Annotated in this window: 18 protein-coding genes; 15 read left to right on the top strand and 3 right to left on the bottom strand. The window is 45.0% G+C overall.

Annotated elements, in window-relative coordinates; translation table 11 throughout:
* Positions 1–246: 246 nt before the first annotated feature.
* The 8 genes from E2491_RS08340 to E2491_RS08305 all read left to right on the top strand — a co-directional run bounded on the left by E2491_RS08340 (position 247) and on the right by E2491_RS08305 (position 7,460).
* On the top strand, positions 247–1,017 hold the full coding sequence (locus E2491_RS08340) for a hypothetical protein (RefSeq protein ID WP_134374889.1): 771 nt from the start codon (positions 247–249) through the stop codon (positions 1,015–1,017).
* A gap of 201 nt (positions 1,018–1,218) precedes the next feature.
* Positions 1,219–2,451 (top strand): ABC transporter substrate-binding protein, encoded by a 1,233-nt coding sequence (locus E2491_RS08335; protein ID WP_134374887.1) that lies wholly within the window; start codon positions 1,219–1,221, stop codon positions 2,449–2,451.
* Complete coding sequence (locus tag E2491_RS08330; RefSeq protein ID WP_166805831.1) at positions 2,432–3,298, top strand: ABC transporter permease family protein; 867 nt, start codon at positions 2,432–2,434, stop codon at positions 3,296–3,298. The genes E2491_RS08335 and E2491_RS08330 overlap by 20 nt, the downstream gene beginning before the upstream one ends.
* A gap of 12 nt (positions 3,299–3,310) precedes the next feature.
* Positions 3,311–4,108 carry an ABC transporter permease gene (locus E2491_RS08325; RefSeq protein WP_134374883.1) on the top strand — a complete coding sequence of 266 codons (798 nt, stop codon included), beginning with the start codon at positions 3,311–3,313 and terminating at the stop codon, positions 4,106–4,108.
* Positions 4,105–5,070 carry an ABC transporter ATP-binding protein gene (locus tag E2491_RS08320; protein ID WP_134374881.1) on the top strand — a complete coding sequence of 322 codons (966 nt, stop codon included), beginning with the start codon at positions 4,105–4,107 and terminating at the stop codon, positions 5,068–5,070. Before E2491_RS08325 ends, E2491_RS08320 begins: the two co-directional genes overlap by 4 nt.
* A gap of 22 nt (positions 5,071–5,092) precedes the next feature.
* Positions 5,093–5,755, top strand: coding sequence for a TVP38/TMEM64 family protein (locus E2491_RS08315; protein ID WP_134374879.1), 663 nt, complete (start codon positions 5,093–5,095; stop codon positions 5,753–5,755).
* Between the two features lie 12 nt (positions 5,756–5,767).
* Positions 5,768–6,349 (top strand): CDP-alcohol phosphatidyltransferase family protein, encoded by a 582-nt coding sequence (locus E2491_RS08310; RefSeq protein WP_134374919.1) that lies wholly within the window; start codon positions 5,768–5,770, stop codon positions 6,347–6,349.
* Between the two features lie 19 nt (positions 6,350–6,368).
* A complete protein-coding gene (locus tag E2491_RS08305; RefSeq protein ID WP_134374877.1) occupies positions 6,369–7,460 on the top strand; it encodes an NAD(P)/FAD-dependent oxidoreductase in 1,092 nt (363 codons plus the stop codon).
* Positions 7,461–7,825: 365 nt separating this feature from the next.
* On the opposite strand, the gene E2491_RS08300 is transcribed toward E2491_RS08305, so the two are convergent.
* Positions 7,826–9,016: a dicarboxylate/amino acid:cation symporter gene (locus tag E2491_RS08300; RefSeq protein ID WP_134374875.1), complete on the bottom strand. Its 1,191-nt coding sequence runs from the start codon at positions 9,014–9,016 to the stop codon at positions 7,826–7,828.
* A gap of 264 nt (positions 9,017–9,280) precedes the next feature.
* Here E2491_RS08300 and E2491_RS08295 point away from each other — a divergent pair, with 264 nt between their 5' ends.
* The 4 genes from E2491_RS08295 (at position 9,281) to cshA (ending at position 14,939) form a co-directional block, all read left to right on the top strand.
* Positions 9,281–10,351, top strand: a complete 1,071-nt coding sequence (locus E2491_RS08295) for a D-alanine--D-alanine ligase (RefSeq protein WP_134374873.1) — start codon at positions 9,281–9,283, stop codon at positions 10,349–10,351.
* Between the two features lie 12 nt (positions 10,352–10,363).
* Positions 10,364–11,731, top strand: coding sequence for a UDP-N-acetylmuramoyl-tripeptide--D-alanyl-D-alanine ligase (locus tag E2491_RS08290; protein WP_371414463.1), 1,368 nt, complete (start codon positions 10,364–10,366; stop codon positions 11,729–11,731).
* Between the two features lie 651 nt (positions 11,732–12,382).
* Entirely contained in the window at positions 12,383–13,096 is a 714-nt protein-coding gene (locus tag E2491_RS08285; RefSeq protein WP_134374869.1) for an alpha/beta hydrolase, read from the top strand.
* Positions 13,097–13,472: 376 nt separating this feature from the next.
* Positions 13,473–14,939 (top strand): degradosome RNA helicase CshA, encoded by a 1,467-nt coding sequence (gene cshA / locus E2491_RS08280; protein WP_134374867.1) that lies wholly within the window; start codon positions 13,473–13,475, stop codon positions 14,937–14,939.
* Between the two features lie 48 nt (positions 14,940–14,987).
* On the opposite strand, the gene E2491_RS08275 is transcribed toward cshA, so the two are convergent.
* Complete coding sequence (locus E2491_RS08275; protein WP_134374865.1) at positions 14,988–15,539, bottom strand: hypothetical protein; 552 nt, start codon at positions 15,537–15,539, stop codon at positions 14,988–14,990.
* A 198-nt stretch (positions 15,540–15,737) separates the two neighbouring features.
* Here E2491_RS08275 and E2491_RS08270 point away from each other — a divergent pair, with 198 nt between their 5' ends.
* Complete coding sequence (locus E2491_RS08270) at positions 15,738–16,220, top strand: PH domain-containing protein (RefSeq protein ID WP_134374863.1); 483 nt, start codon at positions 15,738–15,740, stop codon at positions 16,218–16,220.
* Positions 16,213–17,724 carry a PH domain-containing protein gene (locus E2491_RS08265; protein WP_134374861.1) on the top strand — a complete coding sequence of 504 codons (1,512 nt, stop codon included), beginning with the start codon at positions 16,213–16,215 and terminating at the stop codon, positions 17,722–17,724. The genes E2491_RS08270 and E2491_RS08265 overlap by 8 nt, the downstream gene beginning before the upstream one ends.
* Before the next feature lie 30 nt (positions 17,725–17,754).
* On the opposite strand, the gene E2491_RS08260 is transcribed toward E2491_RS08265, so the two are convergent.
* Positions 17,755–18,351 carry a rhomboid family intramembrane serine protease gene (locus E2491_RS08260; RefSeq protein ID WP_134374859.1) on the bottom strand — a complete coding sequence of 199 codons (597 nt, stop codon included), beginning with the start codon at positions 18,349–18,351 and terminating at the stop codon, positions 17,755–17,757.
* 64 nt (positions 18,352–18,415) lie between these two features.
* Here E2491_RS08260 and acpS point away from each other — a divergent pair, with 64 nt between their 5' ends.
* On the top strand, positions 18,416–18,784 hold the full coding sequence (acpS, locus tag E2491_RS08255) for a holo-ACP synthase (protein ID WP_134374857.1): 369 nt from the start codon (positions 18,416–18,418) through the stop codon (positions 18,782–18,784).
* Positions 18,785–19,475: the final 691 nt, after the last annotated feature.

Raw genomic sequence — 19,475 nt, 5'->3', positions numbered from 1 at the left:
GTCTCATCCTGATAAAATCAGTCTGCTACTTTCGTCAGAGGTGCCTATTGAATAGACGTAAAACAGGCACTGGAAGTTTCGAATGTGACAAACTGTTCATAATAATAAGAACGGATCAAAAGAAAAAGAAAGGATGTTAGACCGGATGTTCTTAAATTTGACATGATTTCGGGAAGTTATTTTTTCGCGTTAGACAGACAATTTGATACAATGAGGTATATCACAGTCGGACGGGGAGATGATCACATGAAAAATCAGGCGGGTTCACAGGGATGGATTTATTTACACCTGAATTTATCCCAGGATTTTGTCATGTCTAACGGAATCGAATTCAAAGAATTTTATCATGCACTTTCAGATCATCTCCATCATTTACTTCTGGTTAAACACCAGTACGAGCAAACGTCATTTAATATGCATACATACCTTGAGTACGTGAACGCAGACGAGGTGTCCAAGCTTGTCAAAGAAGATGTAGCCTCTTATGGGGATTTCTGCTGGATTGACTTTGAGGACGAGGCGGGTCTTGATGAAATGTCCCCTCAGGAAATCGCAGAGCTTCTATATATCGGGCATATGAAGCATCACCTCAACACGCCATTTTATAAAAAGCTGAATAACCGATTTGCCTACCTATCTTCAGAGGATGGTCTGCTAAACCGAACATATTACCGGGAGTGGCCGGATTTTTTTCAGCTGGTCGGAACCGTTGTGCCTGAAAAGTGGAATGCCAAAAAGGGTGGCAGGGGCCTGATTCAGTGGAAAAAGGAGAAGTCGCTTCCTGCGATTCCAAAAGAAGTTGTGATGTCACTTTCCCATTTGCTGAGGGATGGGGTCATTATTTCAGTCCAGCATGGTATTGGGGGTAAAGGAAAGATTGAGCTGCCTGTCTGGGTGGTCGGTGATTACTCCAATATGGACGATCTTCAGGACGATATGAAAGCTAAATCAAAAAGAGAGCCGGCAGCTGTATTTTCATTCGACCGGAAAACGAAAGAATGGACGGCTATTCTTTAAATATCCAAGTACCTGATCAGTGGAATCAGGTACTTTTTTTAAAGTCTCAAACCGGTCCTGTATACATATTTGAGAGCATGAGAAATAGGATCGTCGAAAAATAAAAGATAAAATCAAAAAGACAGCTACAGATGCTGAATTAAAATGATCTATTTAAATAGATGAATCGTATACAGAATAATAACTGTTGAGGTGGAAAAAATGAAAAAACGAATGTTTGCAATGGCTGGAGTTGTGTTTCTGGCCGGATGTAATATGACAAATGGTGACCAGCAGGAACAGGAGCTGAGTGATCTGACGTGGGATGAAATAACGGCAGAAGCTGAAGGTGACACAGTCCGTCTTTATATGTGGGGCGGAGATGAAGGGATTAACCGTTATATCGACGACTATGCCATTCCGGCCCTGAAGGAAGCCTACGATGTGACGCTTGAGCGAATTCCTCTTGATACGAATGAAATTATTCAAAAGCTTGAGACTGAAAAACGTGCTGGGCAGGACGATGGCACGATCGATATCATCTGGATGAACGGTGAGAATTTTAAGCGGGCAAAGGAAAACGAGCTGCTGTATGGTCCGATCACGGATCAACTGCCTGCCTTTGAAGAATTTTATGATACAGAAAGTCTGGATTTTGCTTATGATTTTGGTACGGAAACAGAAGGATATGAAGCGCCGTGGGGAAAGGTGCAATTCGTCTTTCATTATGATTCCTCAAAGATTGATGAGCCGCCATCAAACCTTGAAGAGTTATCTGCGTGGATTCAGGAAAATCCGGGAAGATTTACGTACCCTGCAGCAGATGATTTTACGGGTAATGCATTTTTAAGACATATCTTATACGGGACAGCGTCATCTGTTGATACCTTACTAGAAGAGCCATTTTCAGAAGAGTTTGCAGCGGGAGAGTCAGCAGGCATGTGGGTTTACCTGAATGAAATTGAGTCTAACCTGTGGCGCGGCGGAGAAACATATCCGGGAACACTTGAGGAACTGGATCGACTGTACAGTCAGGGCGAAGTATGGATGACAATGGGGTACAACGAGGCACGTGCAGAATCACTCGTCGCTGACGGGATTTTCCCTGATACGACAAAAGCGTTTGTCCTTGAAGATCCGGGATCTATTGGTAACACGCACTTTTTATCGATTCCTTATAACAGCCCATCAAAAGAGGCGGCGCTGACGGCAATTAACTTCTTTTTAACGCCGGAGGCACAGCTTGCCAAGCTTGATCCTCAATACTGGGGGGAAAATACACCGATTGACCCGTCTAAACTGGACGGTGACAATCTGGCTGGCTTCGAGGAACTCGACCGGGGTGCTACCGTGCTGAGTCAGGAAGCGCTACTAGAATCTTTTGTTCCTGAAGTGGATGCTGCCTATGTACCGTGGATAGAGGATGAGTGGATTAATGAAGTGGTATCAGACTAGTAAACCGGCAGTGCTGCTCATCCCGGCACTGCTGTTTTTGCTGCTCATTGTATATAGTCTTGTGATGGCCTTTGCAGAAAGTATCCGCTCGCCGGAAGGCTGGACATGGGCGTATTACGGAGAGCTTTTCATGCAGAGGCGATTGATTGAGTCATTGGGATACAGTCTGTCGATTACGTTTGTTTCTGTCTTTCTTTCCGTTCTGATTGGGTGGGCAGTTGTGAGGTGGTTTTATTCCTTCATTGATGAGCCCGGAGGAAAATGGCTCGTATGGATTCCAATGCTGTTTCCTCATTTTGTGTGGGGTTACTTCGTACTGCTGCTGCTCGGTCAGAGTGGATTGATCTCGTCATTTTTCTACCAGGCAGGCTGGCTGTCATCAAGAGAAGCATTTCCCGTGCTGACGCAGGATGCTTATGGCGTTGGGATCATCATCACGTATTTGTGGAAGGAGATCCCGTTTGTGATTCTGATGCTGCTGCCTGCTTATTTACAGCTGCCAAAGCAATACGGTGAAGTCATTGCGGTGCTTGGCGGAGGCAGAAAAGAATGGTTTAAAACGGTGGAATGGCCTTGGGTACAGCCGGTCATCGTTGAAATTACGCTTATTTTAACAGCCTTTATTTTCACAGCATACGAGGTGCCTGCTCTACTTGGTATTTCGTATCCTCAGATGACCGCTGTCCTTGCTTATGACTGGTTTTACGGGGCAGCATGGGAAGAGAGATCCTACGCATTTGGACTGTTATGTTTAATTGCATTCATATTAGGCGCGATTGCGCTACTATCATTTGCTTTAATGAACCGGAGAAGATGGCTGTTGTCAAAAAGCAGTCATCAGTATTAGGGGGAGCGCTGTATGAAAAAGTGGATTTTTTACGGCAGTGCTTTTCTGCTGTTTTTCATTCCGGCTATTCTGCTAATTGTTAAAAGTTTCACACCTGTCTGGAGGTGGGGTGAGCCCTTTACCTTTGACTGGACGCTGAGGGGCTGGGAAACGTTTTTGATGGATGCCCGCATTTTTGATGCGATGGCTATTTCATTAGTCATTGCACTCGTCGTTACCTTTTTAAATCTTTTTACAGGAATTCCTGCTGGGAAAGCTTTATCACATTCTGAATTTAGAGGGAAAAGTGCACTTGAAGTGCTGCTTGTACTTCCTCTTTTTCTGCCGGCAATGGCTGCCGCTGTGGGTCTGCATATCACGATGATCCGCCTCGGCCTTGCTAACAATTGGCTCGGAGTAGCGATTGTTCATCTTGTTCCGACGATTCCCTACACAATCAAAGTCATGAAATCAGGCTATGACCGCTTGAATCCGGATATGCTTCAGCAGGGGAAAATGCTTGGAGCGGGCGGCTGGCATGTTTTTCGGACGATTGAGTTGCCCATGCTGATGCCGAGCATCCGCAGTGCTGTTTTTCTCACAGTCACGATTAGTATGAGTCAGTATGTTCTGACTGCTATTATTGGGGGAGGTAATGTGATTACCCTGCCAATCATTTACTATCCTTTCCTTCAATCGGTTGATGACACAGTCATGGCAGCTTTCTCTGTTGCCTTTGCGATTTTACCGGTTTTAGCTGTGTTATTTGTAGAGCTTGTCGCAACCGTGCTGACAGGAAGATTTTCGATAAGTAAACGAGGTGCCTTATGAGCCGTCCATTTATAGAAGTAGATCATGTATCAAAACAATTTAAGAAAAATGATGTATTCAGTAACCTCTCATTTTCTCTAAAAGAAGGGGAGGTACTGTCACTTGTAGGGCCATCCGGTACAGGGAAGTCAACACTGTTGCGGTGTCTGGCGGGGATTGAAGCTTTTACATCCGGGGAAGTCCTGATTGAGGGGAACTCCATTTTGCAGACTGCAGCAAAAGACCGTCCGATCGGAATGGTGTTTCAGCAGGCGCTGCTTTTTCCACATCTGACGATTCTTGAAAATGTCACGTACGGTCTGCGTTTACACACCGCGAAAAGAGAAGCGGTGATAGAAGGGCTGAAATATTTAAAGCTCGTTGGGCTTGAAGACTATAAAAATGAATACCCACATGCTTTATCCGGCGGACAGCAGCAGCGCGTGTCGCTTGTCCGTGCGCTCATTCTAAAGCCGAAACTGCTGTTGCTTGATGAACCATTCTCAAGCCTTGATCCCGAGCTTCGCCGTGAGCTTCGAGGATGGGTAAAAGAGCTGTTGCGAAAAGAAAACACAACCTCTATTTTTGTGACGCATGATCGCGAAGAGGCCATGCTGCTCGGTGACCGGGTTGCAGTTTTGGCAGAAGGGGTCATTCAGCAGCAGGGACGTCCGAAAGAAGTATACGATCATCCAGTCAATAGGCTGGTTGCGAGACTGTATTCCGACGCCTTTGTACTTGATCATGACTCTTATTGTTTAACGGAGCATCTGGAGTGGCTGTCAGAAAAGCAGGAGGGCTATGAATGCTTTCAGGCAGAATGGGTAAATGATACGTATCAGCATGGACAGCGATATGCCCATATCCGTTTGTCCGGGGATCAGGGACGGTATGTGATTCCGGTTCCGCGGGACCAGTCTGTCAATACAGATCAAACAGGGTTCATTGGCGTCCCTCTTGCTTTCATCAAAAGGTTTGAATGATAAAGGAGGCAGTCGTACGGGAATGAGAATGCGTCAGGTACTGCCCATCATCAGTGTTACTGTAACCATCCTGCTTCTGTTATGGGTAAATAATGAATATTTGAATTTCAGCCCGGTGGATATTCAGCAATGGATTCAATCATTTGGTTTCTGGGGACCGATTCTATTTATTTTAGTGTATACGGTCCGTCCGCTCATCCTGTTTCCGGCTTCCGTTCTTTCGCTGGCTGGAGGGCTTGCCTTTGGTGCAGTGAACGGATTCATGTATATCATGATTGGTGCAACATTAAGTGCGATGACAGCTTATCTGCTTGCACGTAAATTTAATCGTGCTTTTATCCAGCGAATGCAGGAGGGGCGGATCAAAACTGTCATTGAAAAAATGGAGGAACGAGGCTTTGTGTACGTCCTCGTTTTACGTCTTGCTCCGTTGCTGAATTTTGACCTTGTCAGCTATTCAGCGGGACTTGCCAATGTAAAAATAAGAGCTTTTCTCTTTGCCACAGTTATAGGCATATTGCCGGGAACGATCGGATACAGCTTTTTAGGTGCGAGCGTGGCGGAAGGTGATATGCGTGTCATCTTACTGGGCCTTGCATTTTTTGCTGTGGTCATTTCCATCCCGATTATTTTCAGGAAACGGGTCGCAGAATGGCTGGGTCTTCAAAAAAACGAAAAAGAATAGGAGGTGCCCGCTCTGCTTGATACGCATGCAAGAAAATATGTACAGCCCGTTATTCAAAAAACGGCTGACGGACTGTTAAAAACCGGACTTACAGCCAATCAGGTAACGATTGGTGCCTTCATCATCGGAGTATCATCCGGCTTGCTCTACTATATTGGACAACCCCTGCTAGCCGTCATCGTTTTATGGCTCTCAGGCTTTCTAGATGCAGTTGACGGCTCCATGGCCCGTGCAACCAAAACATCTCCATTTGGTACCGTCATGGATGTGACGTTTGACCGGATTGTTGAGATCAGCGTCATCCTGGGTGTCGCTTTTCTGCATCCTGAAATTATGTGGGCAGCGCTTCTGCTCATGTCCTCCATCGTGATCTCTATGACGATTTTTCTGACGGTTGGCAATGTGTCAGAAAACAATGGAGTCAAATCATTCCGCTATCAGGCGGGGCTTGCTGAAAGAACAGAAGGTTTTATTTTTCTGACTGTGATGATGCTTGCTCCGGGAATCGTCCTGTGGACAACATTGTTATTCTTTGCAGTCGAAGTGTTCACAGCGGGACAGCGTTTTATGGAAGCAAAAAAACTGCTCAGTTAAGAAAGTTCAGGAGGATATTATGTATACAGTTATTTTGGCGGGAGGCGGACATACACACCTTGAACTCATCAAAACTCTCTCAGCGGATCGAAACCGGTCCATCAGATGGGTCCTGTTATCCCCCGACCGCTATCATTATTATTCTGGAATGTTTTCAGGCTATGCCGAAGGATTATATTCTTTAGAAGAAATCAGGATTGATCTGAAACAGCTTTGCCTGGATAAAAAAATAGACTTTATGGAAGTAGCTGTTGAATCCATTCAGGCTGACCAGAAAAAGGTCGTTGTGTCATCGGGTCAGATCTTCTTTTATGACCGCCTCTCGATCGACGTCGGGTCTCATACATCACCGGAGTTTATCGAAGGACTGCAGGAAAGGCAGGTTCATATCAAACCTGCCCACCTTTTCCCGGAGAGGATGGAAGCCTGTCAGATGGCCCGGGAATTAGTCATCATTGGTGGCGGAGCGGCAGCCTGTGAAATGGCTTTTTCGTTTCACGCATGGAAAGAAAAGCGTGGACGCAAATACGATACGATTACCGTTATTTCATCCGGCCCTTTTGTAAATGAACAGGCAGATCCGGTGATTGAATCACTCTTTCAGCAAAAAGGCATTCAATTTTTTAAAAACGATCGCGCCGTAAAAGTCGATGACCGTTACGTTTATACGGAACATGACCGCGATATTCCCTACCAGGAAGTCATGTTTCTCGGGGGCGCACAGGCTCCGGAATGGCTCGGTGAATCCGGACTTTCAACGGATGAAAAAGGATTTGTACGCGTTGGCGCAACCCTTCAGACGGTTGATCACAGTGATATTTTTGCAGTCGGAGATTGTGCCGCACTCACCACCCATCCGCAGTTAGCGAAAAGCGGGGTGTATGCAGTAAGGCAGGGTAAGACACTGGTCCACAACCTGGCAGCCAGCCTGAGACGTGAAAAGCTGAATGATTATACACCGCAAAAAAGAGGATTGATTCTGCTCGCGACCGGCAACAAAAAAGCACTCGCGCTATACGGGAAAACTGTGCGGTTCGGTAAATGGGCGTGGCTGTGGAAAGACTGGATTGATGTGAGGTATATGAGGGAATTAAAAAAGCTGTCCGATTAGTGGACAGCTTTTTGTGTGTTTTTAATTAAAACCGTGCCGGATGTAGACGTGGCAAGCCGGCAATCAACATTTTCTGAAGGGCTAATGACAGAAAATGATCTGCTATCAACAGTCTCGTCCACGCTACTGACAATAATTGAGCTCCTATTAACGAAATGTGCGATCTTCATGCACCTATCAACATAAGTTGCTGCCCTATCAACAGTAATGGTCTGGCAATCGACAGTTTTACCTGTTCTATCGACATTAATTCAAGAATGATTTTACATACAGTAACTTGAAAATATTAAAAGTGCCAGGTCATTCCGCAGACTCCTGAGGAATGCCCTGGCACGACTTTCAAAATCAGACAAACCGGTGAGCCATCACCCTGCCTTCGTCACACTCTCTTCCTTAACAGCCCGGCCTTTTGTAAAACGATCTACAATGGAGCTGATCGCACCGTCGCCTGTTACGTTTGTAGCCGTTCCGAGGCTATCCTGTGCAAGATACAGCGCAAGCATCAGTGAAGTCATAGCTCCTGAGAATCCGAGCATAGACTCAAGAAGACCAAGTGAGGCAACAACTGCTCCACCCGGTACGCCTGGTGCTGCGATCATTGTCACACCAAGCATAAGAATGAACGGGAAGATCTGGCTGAATGTAGCCGTCTCACCCTGAATGAGCATGACCGCCATGGCACAGCTGACAAGGGTAATCGTACTTCCTGATAAATGAATATTAGCCAGTAACGGCACACAGAAATCCGCTGTCTTTTCACGGACACCCATTTTTTTCGATTGCTCGAGCGTTACCGGAATTGTTGAAGCAGATGACTGCGTACCAAGTGCCGTAAAGTAAGCAGGCATCATGTTCTTCAGCATGCCAAATGGATTTTTACCGTGAAGTGAGCCGGCAACACTATATTGAATCACAAGATACAGCAGGTGCAGCACGATAATCATTGCAAAAACAAGCAGGAAGACATTAATAATCGCTGATACCTGACCGCCTTGTGTCATGTTCGCAAAAATACCGAAAATATGAAACGGCAGAAGCGGAATAATGATCTTCTCAATCAGCATTTGAATAATCGTACGGAATTCTTCCAGTCCTTTTTGAAGAGCACTGTTTTTAAATGCAGAAGTTCCAATTCCTAAGATGAATGATAGTAACAAAGCAGACATGATGCCCATTACTGGTGTCATTTCGATGCTGAAGAATCCGCTCAGCAAAGCTTCTTCAGGATTTTCAAATGCCTGGGAGGCTTGAGAGTCCAGTAAAATTGGGTATAGAAAAGTTGCACTGGCGAATGCAAGCAGCCCGGCTAAAACAGTGGATGCGTAAGCAATACCTGCTGTCAGTCCAAGCGCTTTTCCTGCTCCGCGACCCATTGCGCCAATACCTGGTGCGATAAAAGCGATAATGATCAGTGGGATGGCGAATGATAAAAATCCGCTGAACAGGTCATTAAATGTAGCAGTTATGCGGATGACGCGCTCAGGGGCAATACTCCCGACTGCCACACCAAGTGCGATGGCGATGATAATTCTGGGAAGAAGTCCAATTTTTTTCATGATGTAGTCCTCCTGTTGTGTACAGTTGTGTTTGATAGAGGGATTATAACGCGTTAAATAGGTCTTGTTAAGTAGAAAAGTTTAAATAATAATAATAAAATTATTGTGAATTATCAGTTATATGAAGGGGAGTTTCGTCACAAACTAGGTTTTTTGTTATAGTAAAAAAACAAAAAATCGCTTCAACAAACTCATTTAACGAATAATAAAACATGATAAGATAGATGAAGAATAAAATTGGTGATTAAATGGAGGATTTTATAGATGAAAACAAAGCTGTGTCTGTTATTCGGAGGTAAATCTGCTGAGCATGAAGTATCATTGCAAACGGCCAAAGCGGTGATTAAGGCGCTTGATCTTTCTAAATTTGACATTGATCCGGTATTCATTACAAAAGACGGAGAATGGCGTAAGGGACCGGCTCTGACAAGTCCGGTTGAAGATGTGAAGCAGCTTCAGTTCGGATCGGATCGTGAGGTTTCAGCTGCTGAGGGAGTGCTGACTATTCAGGGAAACACAGAGCGCGGCTATGATATCGTATTCCCGCTTTTACACGGACCGAATGGTGAAGATGGAACGGTTCAGGGGCTGCTTGAAGTATTAAATGTACCTTACGTTGGAAATGGCGTACTTGCTTCTTCAGCAGGAATGGATAAAGTCATTATGAAAAACCTATTCCGTGATGCTGGACTTCCACAGGTGGAATACGTTTCTTTTGTGCGCGCCGTATGGGAACAAAATCGTGAAGAAGCATATCAAAAAACAGAGGATGAAATCGGCTATCCGTGCTTTATTAAACCTGCGAACCTTGGTTCAAGCGTAGGAATCAGCAAATGTACAAATCGAGAAGAGCTGGAGAAAGGCTTTGAGGAAGCATTCCAGTTCGACCGTAAGATCATTGTTGAGCAGGGGGTAAAAGCGCGTGAGATCGAGCTCGGTGTCATCGGAAATGAGTTCCCTGAAGTGTCTGTACCTGGTGAAATAGTCGCGAAAAAAGATTTCTATGATTATAAGGCGAAGTACGTGGATGGAGATTCTGTCATGATCATCCCTGCAGAGCTGCCGGAAGGAATGGCAGAAGAGCTTCAGCAAATGGCCAAAACAGCATTTCAGGCAGTAGACTGCTCAGGACTCGTACGTGCAGATTTCTTCGTGACAGAGAAAAACGAAATTTTCATTAATGAAATCAATACGATGCCAGGCTTCACGCCTTACAGTATGTTCCCGCTTCTATGGGAAAACACAGGCGTTTCCTATCCGGAACTGATCGAAAAACTGGTGAAGCTCGGCATGGAACGCTATGATGATAAGCAAAAGCTGAAATATTCGATATAAGGAGTCTGTTTGATGAGAAAAACATTATCTGAACTTGCCGCGATGCTTGGAACAGATGCTCCAGCAGCGCGTTTTAAAGATGTCATTGTAGATGGTGCGAGCATCAACACCCGCACCATCCAGCCGCAAAACCTGTTTATCCCTTTTAAAGGAGAGCGCACAGACGGCCACAAATACGCCCGACAGGCGATTGAAAACGGAGCAGGAGCCTCACTTTGGCAAAAGGATGTTCCGAACCCGCCGGAGGATCTGCCATTAGTGCTCGTAAATGATTCTGAAAAAGCGTTACAAAAACTTGCATCTGAATATAGAAAAGAGCAGCATTTTAAAGTTGTGGCGATCACCGGGAGTAACGGTAAAACGACAACGAAAGATATGATTGCAGGTGTATTGTCCAAACAATTTGCCGTGCAGAAAACTGAGGGGAATTTAAATAATCAGCTCGGGCTGCCGTTGACGCTGCTAAACATCAAAGAAAACACAGATGTTGCCGTCCTTGAGATGGGGATGAGCGGATTTGGCGAAATTTCACTGCTGTCCACGATTGCCCAGCCTGATATTGCCGTGATTACAAATATCGGTGAATCCCATCTTCAGGATCTCGGTTCACGTGAAGGGATTGCCAAAGCGAAATTTGAAATTACCGATGGTCTCGGTGAAAACGGTCTGCTGTTTTATTATGGAGATGAGCCGTTATTGCAGGAACTCGTGGCGCAGACGCCGGGTATTAAAAGTGCTTCCTACGGCTATTCAGAAACAAACGGACTTTATCCGAAAGAGGTTGAGATTTCTGATGAAGGAAGCCGTGTCCAGTTAGGGTCAGAACGCTGCGACTGGATAACGATCCCGGTTTTAGGACGACATAACGTGCTGAACGGACTTGCAGCAATTCGCGTTGCCCTTCACCTTGGCATGTCAGCGAAAGAAATTTCCGAAGGCTTTTCAGCAATGGAAATGACCTCTATGCGTATGGAGCGTGTAACCGGAGCCGCTGGAGAAATTTTCATTAATGATGCGTACAATGCAAGCCCGACATCTGTCCGTGCAGCGCTCGGTTTCTTAAAGGAAGCGAAGGCAGAAGGGAAGAAGATTGCGGTGCTTGGCGATATGCTTGAGCTCGGTGAAATGGAAGAGGAATTCCACCGTGCCATTGGCCGTGAAATCGACTTTACTCAGATCAATGCCCTGTTTACATTCGGTCCGCGATCCAAATGGATGGCTGAAGAAGCCGGCCGCCTAAGCGGAAATGTTTTCAGCTTTGAAGACGATCACGCTGCTTTAGCTGAAGAGCTCCGCAAACACGTCGCGGCAGGAGACCTGATTTTAGTAAAAGGCTCACGTGGCATGGCACTTGAAAAAGTGATTGAAGCGTTTAAATAGTAAGTGAGGGTGGCTGAGGCAGAAATTTGTCTCAGCCATTTTATGTTGTGTAAGGGTGGTTACGCGGGATTTTGGCGGAGTTTCATAGGATGCAGGCGATGTTTCGCAGGATATGGAATGGGATTCGGAAAATGTTTAATGTGTTTCGAAGAATTTGATGCGACTTTCGCAGAATTGTGAGCTTTGACCTACCCGTGAAGATAAGCACGCTGAACGTTCTTGGCGATTGTGATAGCACTTTAAATAATTGTACTGTTCCGGCTGATTTATCAATCGTATCGAAAATGAATTCAATCGTTTGAAAAATGATATGTACTGTTCCGCGATTGATATGTATTGATATCCTCTCGAACCCCACTTTTTGTAACGAATTGTCTCCGGATTGTATCGTTTCAAACTGGATATGTACTGTTTCAACAAACATTTGTATCGATTCACCCCCTTGCTATAAAGACGGTTTGACGCGGAAGAGACCAGTAAATAAAACATCTGATGCCGCGTCCAACAATCACTCGTTTCAACAATTAATTTTACTGCTTACTCCTAAAGCCGCCCTACCCTTACCAAACCACATACAACGCTTTCTCAAGGGGTTCAACAACCCTATTCAAGGGTATAATCACAACACAGACATTTAACGGAGGGAAGACGATGGGACAGACAGGATGCCTGCTTTTACATGGATTTACAGGTGGTGCTTACGAAGTGAATCCACTCGCCAGATATTTGCGTGAGCATACTGACTGGATTATTTCGGTGCCGGTGCTGCCCGGGCATGGGCGTCACCTGGATTTAAGGCAGGCGACTGCGATGGAGTGGCTGCTGTGTGCGGAAGAGGAGCTTGAGCGCCTGCTGCTTTATTGCGATGAGGTTTATGTAGTCGGCTTTTCGATGGGTGGTTTGATTGCATCTTACCTGACGATTCATTATCCGGTCAGTAAATTGGTTCTGCTGAGCGCTGCTGCGTTATATATTAATCCGAGGCAGATTTTTCAGGATATGAACGGAATGATGAAGGATGCGATCCGGAGAACCCTGCATGAAAATGAATGGTTTGGTCATTATAAATATAAGGTGTTAAACACCCCGATCCGCTCAGCATGGGAATTCAGAAAGCTTGCCTCACACATGGTTCCGCTTTTATCTAAAATCAGAGTGCCTGTTTTTATTGCACAGGGTCAGATGGATGGCATTGTTCCACCGAGAGCTGCCCGTTTCGTTTATGACAGGGTTGGAACGTATCAAAAAAAATTATATTTATCAAAAGGGTCGAAACACCTGATCTGCTATGGGCCGGACTGTGATGACCTTTTTCATGAGATCGCTTTCTTTTTAAAACAGGACGAACATCCTGATGATGGATGATTGTATTTTGGAAAAAGACGTGATAAGATACGTAAGACATCTGCTGAACTTAAACATTAAGCTCTCTTACGATTAAGAAGAGTGTGATATATATTTCTGAATACACGGTGCTTCAGTCCTGCTGAATCAACCGTTTGTCCATCTGAGACATACAGCATCCGTGTATATTTTGTTGGTTGTCCAACATGAAAGACCAATTAAAAAATTGGCATCTCTGACGCACTCGGCCTATGACCGAGTTTTCTTTTTGGGGAAGAAGTGCCCCTTATTTAATACGTTACAGGACAACGATCAAAAAGCAGTCGCAGTCTTCTGAGCGATCTTGGCTTTATGTATGAAGGTTAGATGATTTAAACAAAAAAGGAGTATGAAGGATTTGACACTTTTTTCAGATTTACCAATCAGTCCAGCAATTTTAAAATCAATTAAACGTATGGGGTTTGAAGAGGCTACGCCGATTCAGGCTGGTACCATTCCATTATCAACAGAAGGTAAGGACATCATTGGCCAGGCACAGACTGGTACAGGAAAGACAGCTGCATTCGGAATTCCGATGCTTGAGAAGATCGACACTCGTTCTTCAAGCATTCAGGGTCTGATCATTGCACCAACACGTGAGCTTGCGATTCAGGTATCGGAAGAGCTTTACAAAATCGGTGCAGACAAGCGCGTTCGCGTTCTTTCTGTATACGGAGGTCAGGACATTCAGCGCCAGATCCGCGCAATGAAGAAGCGTCCTCACATCATCGTTGGTACGCCGGGGCGTCTTCTTGACCACATTAACCGCCGTACGCTTAAGCTTGACGAAGTACAGACGCTTGTACTTGATGAAGCGGATGAAATGCTGAACATGGGATTCATCGATGATATCGAATCAATCCTGAAAAACCTTCCTGAAACACGCCAGACACTTTTATTCTCTGCAACAATGCCAGCGCCAATCCGTAAGATTGCTGAGCGTTTCATGACAGAGCCGGAAACAGTAAAAGTGAAAGCGAAGGAAATGACGGTTGAAAACATCGAGCAGTTCTTCGTAAAAGCACATGAGCGTGAAAAGTTTGACGTACTATCACGTCTTCTAAACGTTCAGTCACCTGAGCTTGCGATCGTATTCGGACGTACAAAGCGCCGTGTTGATGAGCTTGCACGTGCTCTTGAAATCCGCGGCTATATGGCTGAAGGAATTCACGGTGACCTGACTCAGGCGAAACGTATGAGCGTACTGAAGAAGTTTAAAGAAGGCCGCATTGATGTACTAGTTGCAACAGACGTAGCTGCCCGCGGACTTGATATCTCAGGCGTTACACACGTTTACAACTACGATATTCCTCAGGATCCTGAAAGCTACGTTCACCGTATTGGACGTACAGGCCGTGCAGGAAGAACAGGTATGGCAATGACATTCGTAACACCTCGTGAAATGAACTACCTTCGTGTGGTAGAACAGACGACGAAAAAGAAAATGTCTCAAATGCATCCGCCAAGTACTTCAGAAGCACTTGAAGGACTTCAGCGTGCAGCGATCGACGAGCTGAAAACAACGCTTAAGAAAAACAACCTTGAAGAGTACAAGGTACTTGCACGTGAGCTATTAAACGATGGAGAAGAGCCACTTGATCTAATCGCTGCTGCTCTGAAAATCCTGACTAAAGAGCCGGACGAAACGCCAGTGGATATCACTCCAGAAAAGCCACTTGCATCTAAAAAGAAAAAGCCTTTCCGTTCAGACGATAAAAAGTTTGGCGCGCGCGGTGGTAACCGTGGCGGTAAATCAGGCGGAGGCGGCAAACCTTACAACAGCCGTCAGCGTCAGCCACGCCGTACGACTCGTGAAGGTCAGTAATAAATAGAAAAATCGCTGTGCACATCATGTGCACAGCGATTTTTTTGTTTAGCGGTCTGTCAGCTGATATTCAACACCGACTGACAGCAGCATGCTTTCGATTTTATTCTTTTGAAAATCAAATTCACCCTGCTTCAATTCAAGCTCTGTTCCATCATTCATCTTAAGAACGAGTGAATTGTAAGGAATATCATCATTCATTTTTAGCAGTGTTGCATCCTCTACATCTGTCCACTCATATTTTTCACTCGTGATCGAGAGTACATCGCTGTGGAAAATGGCTGCCTCACGCACGACAGTATAGTTTGTCATGCTGACCGCAAGAAAGACAATAGAGATCAGCAGCAATGCGGCACCTGTCAGCTTAATTTTTTTACTTTCTTTATACATCATGAAGAAAAATAAAGATAATAATACGACAAAGACAGCAAACAGTACGTTTGAGATATTAGGCGTCTGCACCAATATAGAATCACCGTATGTAAACAACATGTAGTGCATCAGATTAGGTGCCACGAATGCGAGCACAGCTCCTAATAAGAGTGTGATCACTCCGAGTACAATCCAAACCATATTTCCTTCTGCAAATTCACGATTCATATCTTTTCCTCCTTGAATAATCCTTTCCTATTGTACATTATTTTCCATGAAAAGGTTTCTTATTTTTGAAAAAATTTCTGCGCATTTTTCAAAAACTTGAAAGAAACATTGAAAAAAGAATGTCCGGTTATTGAAACGTATAAGGGTGATGAAACGTATGGTACAGTATGAGTAAGACAACAGAATGGGGAGAACGTTATGGGAAGTAATGAACCAAAGATGAGAATTTCCGAACGGGCATTGACTGTCTGGAAGCTTTACGGATGGATTTCTGCCATTATCACGACGATCATTGCAGCAGGTGTGATCACGCTCGCTGTTTTATTTGACTGGTCTGTCTGGTTTATTGTGGGCGGAGTAGTTGTTCCGATTTTAGAAATTATTTTATTTGTTTATGTATTTCCAACGCTTAAGTGGCGCAGATGGCGTTATGAAGTAAGAGAAGAGGAAATTGAATTACAGCACGGCATCTTTATTGTGAAGCGTACGCTTGTGCCGATGGTCCGGGTACAGCACGTTGATACGGAGCAGGGGCCGATCCTACGTAAATACCGGCTTGCAACGATCTCCATTTCAACAGCTGCCACACTCCATCAGATTCCAGCGCTCGATATTGATGAAGCCGATGCTTTGAGAGATTCCATTTCGGCACTGGCAAGGGTGGCTGAAGACGATGTCTGAGGAAAAAAGACTGCATCCGATTACGACCGTTATTAATGCTGCCAAAGCTATCAAAGAAGCCATTATCCCGATCGTTATTTTGTTTTTCGTCAATGGAGGAACAGGAAACAGTGGCTCAATTCTCGACTATGTTCCGATTCTAATTACAGCCGGTCTGATCATCTTGCTGATTTTTTCAGGTGTCATTCAGTGGTGGCGTTTTAAATACTGGATTGAAGAAGGCGAGCTGCGCATTGAACAGGGCTTATTTGTGAAGAAAAAGCGTTACATTCACTTCGAACGGATTCAAAGTCTGAACTATTCAGAAGGCATTCTTCACCGTCCATTCAAGTTAGTGAAAATAAAAGTGGAAACAGCCGGATCCTCCTCCGACCTGGATTCAGAAGCAGTTCTCACTGCGATCACGAAGGAAGAAGCGAATGAATTAAACCGCATGATTTCAGCGGCTAAAAAGAAGCTGAAGGAAAAAGGGCTCGATCCGGAGCTGACGGTTGCAGAAGAACCGGAAGTGGATGACCGCGTCCTTTACAAAATGAGCCCGAAGGACTTGATCGTCATGGCAACGACTTCCGGTGGAGCTGGCGTCGTTCTCGGCGGTGTACTTATCTTTCTCTCCCAATTTGGAGAATTGATTCCGTATGAAACGGTTTTTAACGAGCTGATTGAATTCGTGGAAACCGGATTTTTACTCGCCGGCATCCTGATTGTACTCGTCTTTTTAATCGCCTGGCTTATCGCAGTGGCGATGACCTTTCTGCGCTATGCTGATTTTACCGTCAGACTTGTTGATAAAGATATTGTCATAACACGCGGGCTGCTTGAGAAAAAGCAGACGACCGTTCCTCTAAAAAGAATTCAGGGCATACGCTTTGATCAGAACATTGTACGTGAACCGTTCCGCTACACATCCGTAACAATTGAGAGCGCGGGAGGATCGGTCCTTGAAAAAGATTCAAATGCCATCAGGCTGCTGCCGATGATTAAGGAAAATGAAGCCACTCCGATTTTGAATGAGATTCTGCCGGACTATGAGTGGAATGTTGATTTTAAAGGAGCGCCATCAAGATCGATCTTCCGCTATATTTTCTGGAAGCTGTTCTTTTCATTATTTGTCATCATTCCGGTTTCCTGGTTCTTTTTCCCGATCGGATTGCTGTCACTTACCCTGATCCCGGTATCCATTTTGCTAGGCTGGATGCAATACCGCACAGCAGGCTATAACCTGTCAGGAGACCAGCTTGTCATGAGGTTCAGGGGAGTCAGTAAGCAGATTGTATATATGAAGAAAAAGCGTATTCAATCCGTAACATGGACCGAAACCTACTTCCAGCGCAAAGGTCGGGTTGCCACGATCACAGCAACCATTAAATCCGCTATTGGAGGAAGCTCCACAAGCGTAGAGCATTTGGATAAAAAAGATGTAGAGACGATGATGGACTGGTATCGCCCGGAAGCTGTTTCAAATCCGGAGGCAAGGGAAATCATTGGGGAATTGGAGACATAAAAAACGGGTATCCTCAGGGATACCCGTTTTCTATGTTCTCTTTTTAGACTGGAAAATAAACATTCCGATAAAAAAGCCGGCTGCGAGTCCGCCTAAATGCGCGATAACATTAATATTGCTTCCGAAAAACGTCATGATCACACTGATAATAATCAGCGGCAGCATGACCTGTCGGATTTCCATCGGCGCCCGTTCGCGGTAAATAAAATAAATCGCTGCGTATAAGCCAAACACGCCAAAAATCGCTCCGCTGGCCCCGACAGATGTATAAGCCGGACCCTGAAAAACAAAGGTCATCGTACTCGCGATCAGCCCTGCCAATGTATACACGATCGCATACTGGAAAGAGCCAATCATCCGCTCAAGAGCCGGAGAGAAAATAATCAGAGCAAACATATTAAAAATCAGATGCCACCAGTCTGCGTGGACAAACACAGACGAAATCAACCGCCAGTACTCACCCTGTGCAATCAGACCGTTCACACCCGCAAGTGTCCAAAATGTCGTAAAGCCGATTTCCCCGGGGATTTGCGTGGCAATATGAATCAGCAGATTTGCCGCCACCAGAAATGAAATGACAGGATATAACCTGATAAACTGTGATAGACTTTCATTACGAGAAAACATTAAAATCCTCCCTGTGATCGGTGTCTTTTTATCATACAGGATTTTATACGAAAAAGGTGACAAGATGATTCATGGAATCGGTTTAGATATCGTGGAAATCAACAGGCTCGCAGCATTATATGACAGGCAGCCGAAAATAGCAGACCGCGTTTTGACTCAACAAGAGCTTCAGCGTTTCGAACAATTAACAGGGGGACGACGGATCGAATTTCTGGCCGGACGATTTGCTGCAAAAGAAGCCTTCGCCAAAGCACTCGGAACAGGTATCGGAAAAGAGTGCTCTTTTCAGGATATTTACATTGAAAAGGATGAAAGAGGAAAGCCGTTTATTCACTACAGCGGCTGTGGCAAGGTGCATGTGACCATTACTCATACAAAGGAATACGCGGCTGCGCAGGTCGTGATTGAGAATAAAGAGGAGACTGGCTTGTAGTAAGCTGTCTTCTTTTTTGTGTGGAAGAGGGGAGCGGGGTGGAGACGGAGGATTGTGGAATTGTACTGTTATCGTGAGTTATTGTACTGCTTCAGACAATTATTCAATCGAATGAAAAATGTATTGTACTGTTCCAGGAAATATTTGTATCGTTCGCTTCCTGAACCACATTTTTTGTAACGTTCTCATCAAATATTCACTCGTTTCAAATCTTTATTGTTCTGTTCCAGCAATCATTTGTATCGATCCGTCCCTTGCTGCAAAGACTGTTTGCCGCGGAACAGGTCAGTGCGATGACACATCCAATGCCGCGTCCAACGGTCATTCGTTTCAAATCTTTATTGTCCTGTTCCAGCAATCATTTGTATCGATCCGTCCCTTTCTGTAAAGACTGTTGGACGCGGAACATTTCAGTGCGGTCACACATCCGGTGCCGCGTCCAACGGTCATTCGTTTCAAATCTTTATTGTCCTGTTCCAGCAATCATTTGTATCGATCCGTCCCTTGCTGTAAAGACTGTTTGCCGCGGAACATTTCGGTGCGGTCACACATCCGGTGCCGCGTCCAACAGGCACTCGGCCTGGTTTGTTTGATTCCTTCACTGTGGTCTTCTGTCAATAAAGTGGACACTAAATAAACCTTCTTATCTTTTGAAGCCTAGCGCGCTTTGCTTGCTCAACCAGCCATCACC

It is taken from the genome of Jeotgalibacillus sp. R-1-5s-1, from assembly GCF_004405105.1.
In the GTDB taxonomy this organism is placed as follows: domain Bacteria; phylum Bacillota; class Bacilli; order Bacillales; family Jeotgalibacillaceae; genus Jeotgalibacillus.
The sequence above is the reverse complement of the archived record's forward strand: the minus strand, read 5'-3'. Positions and strand labels throughout refer to the sequence as shown.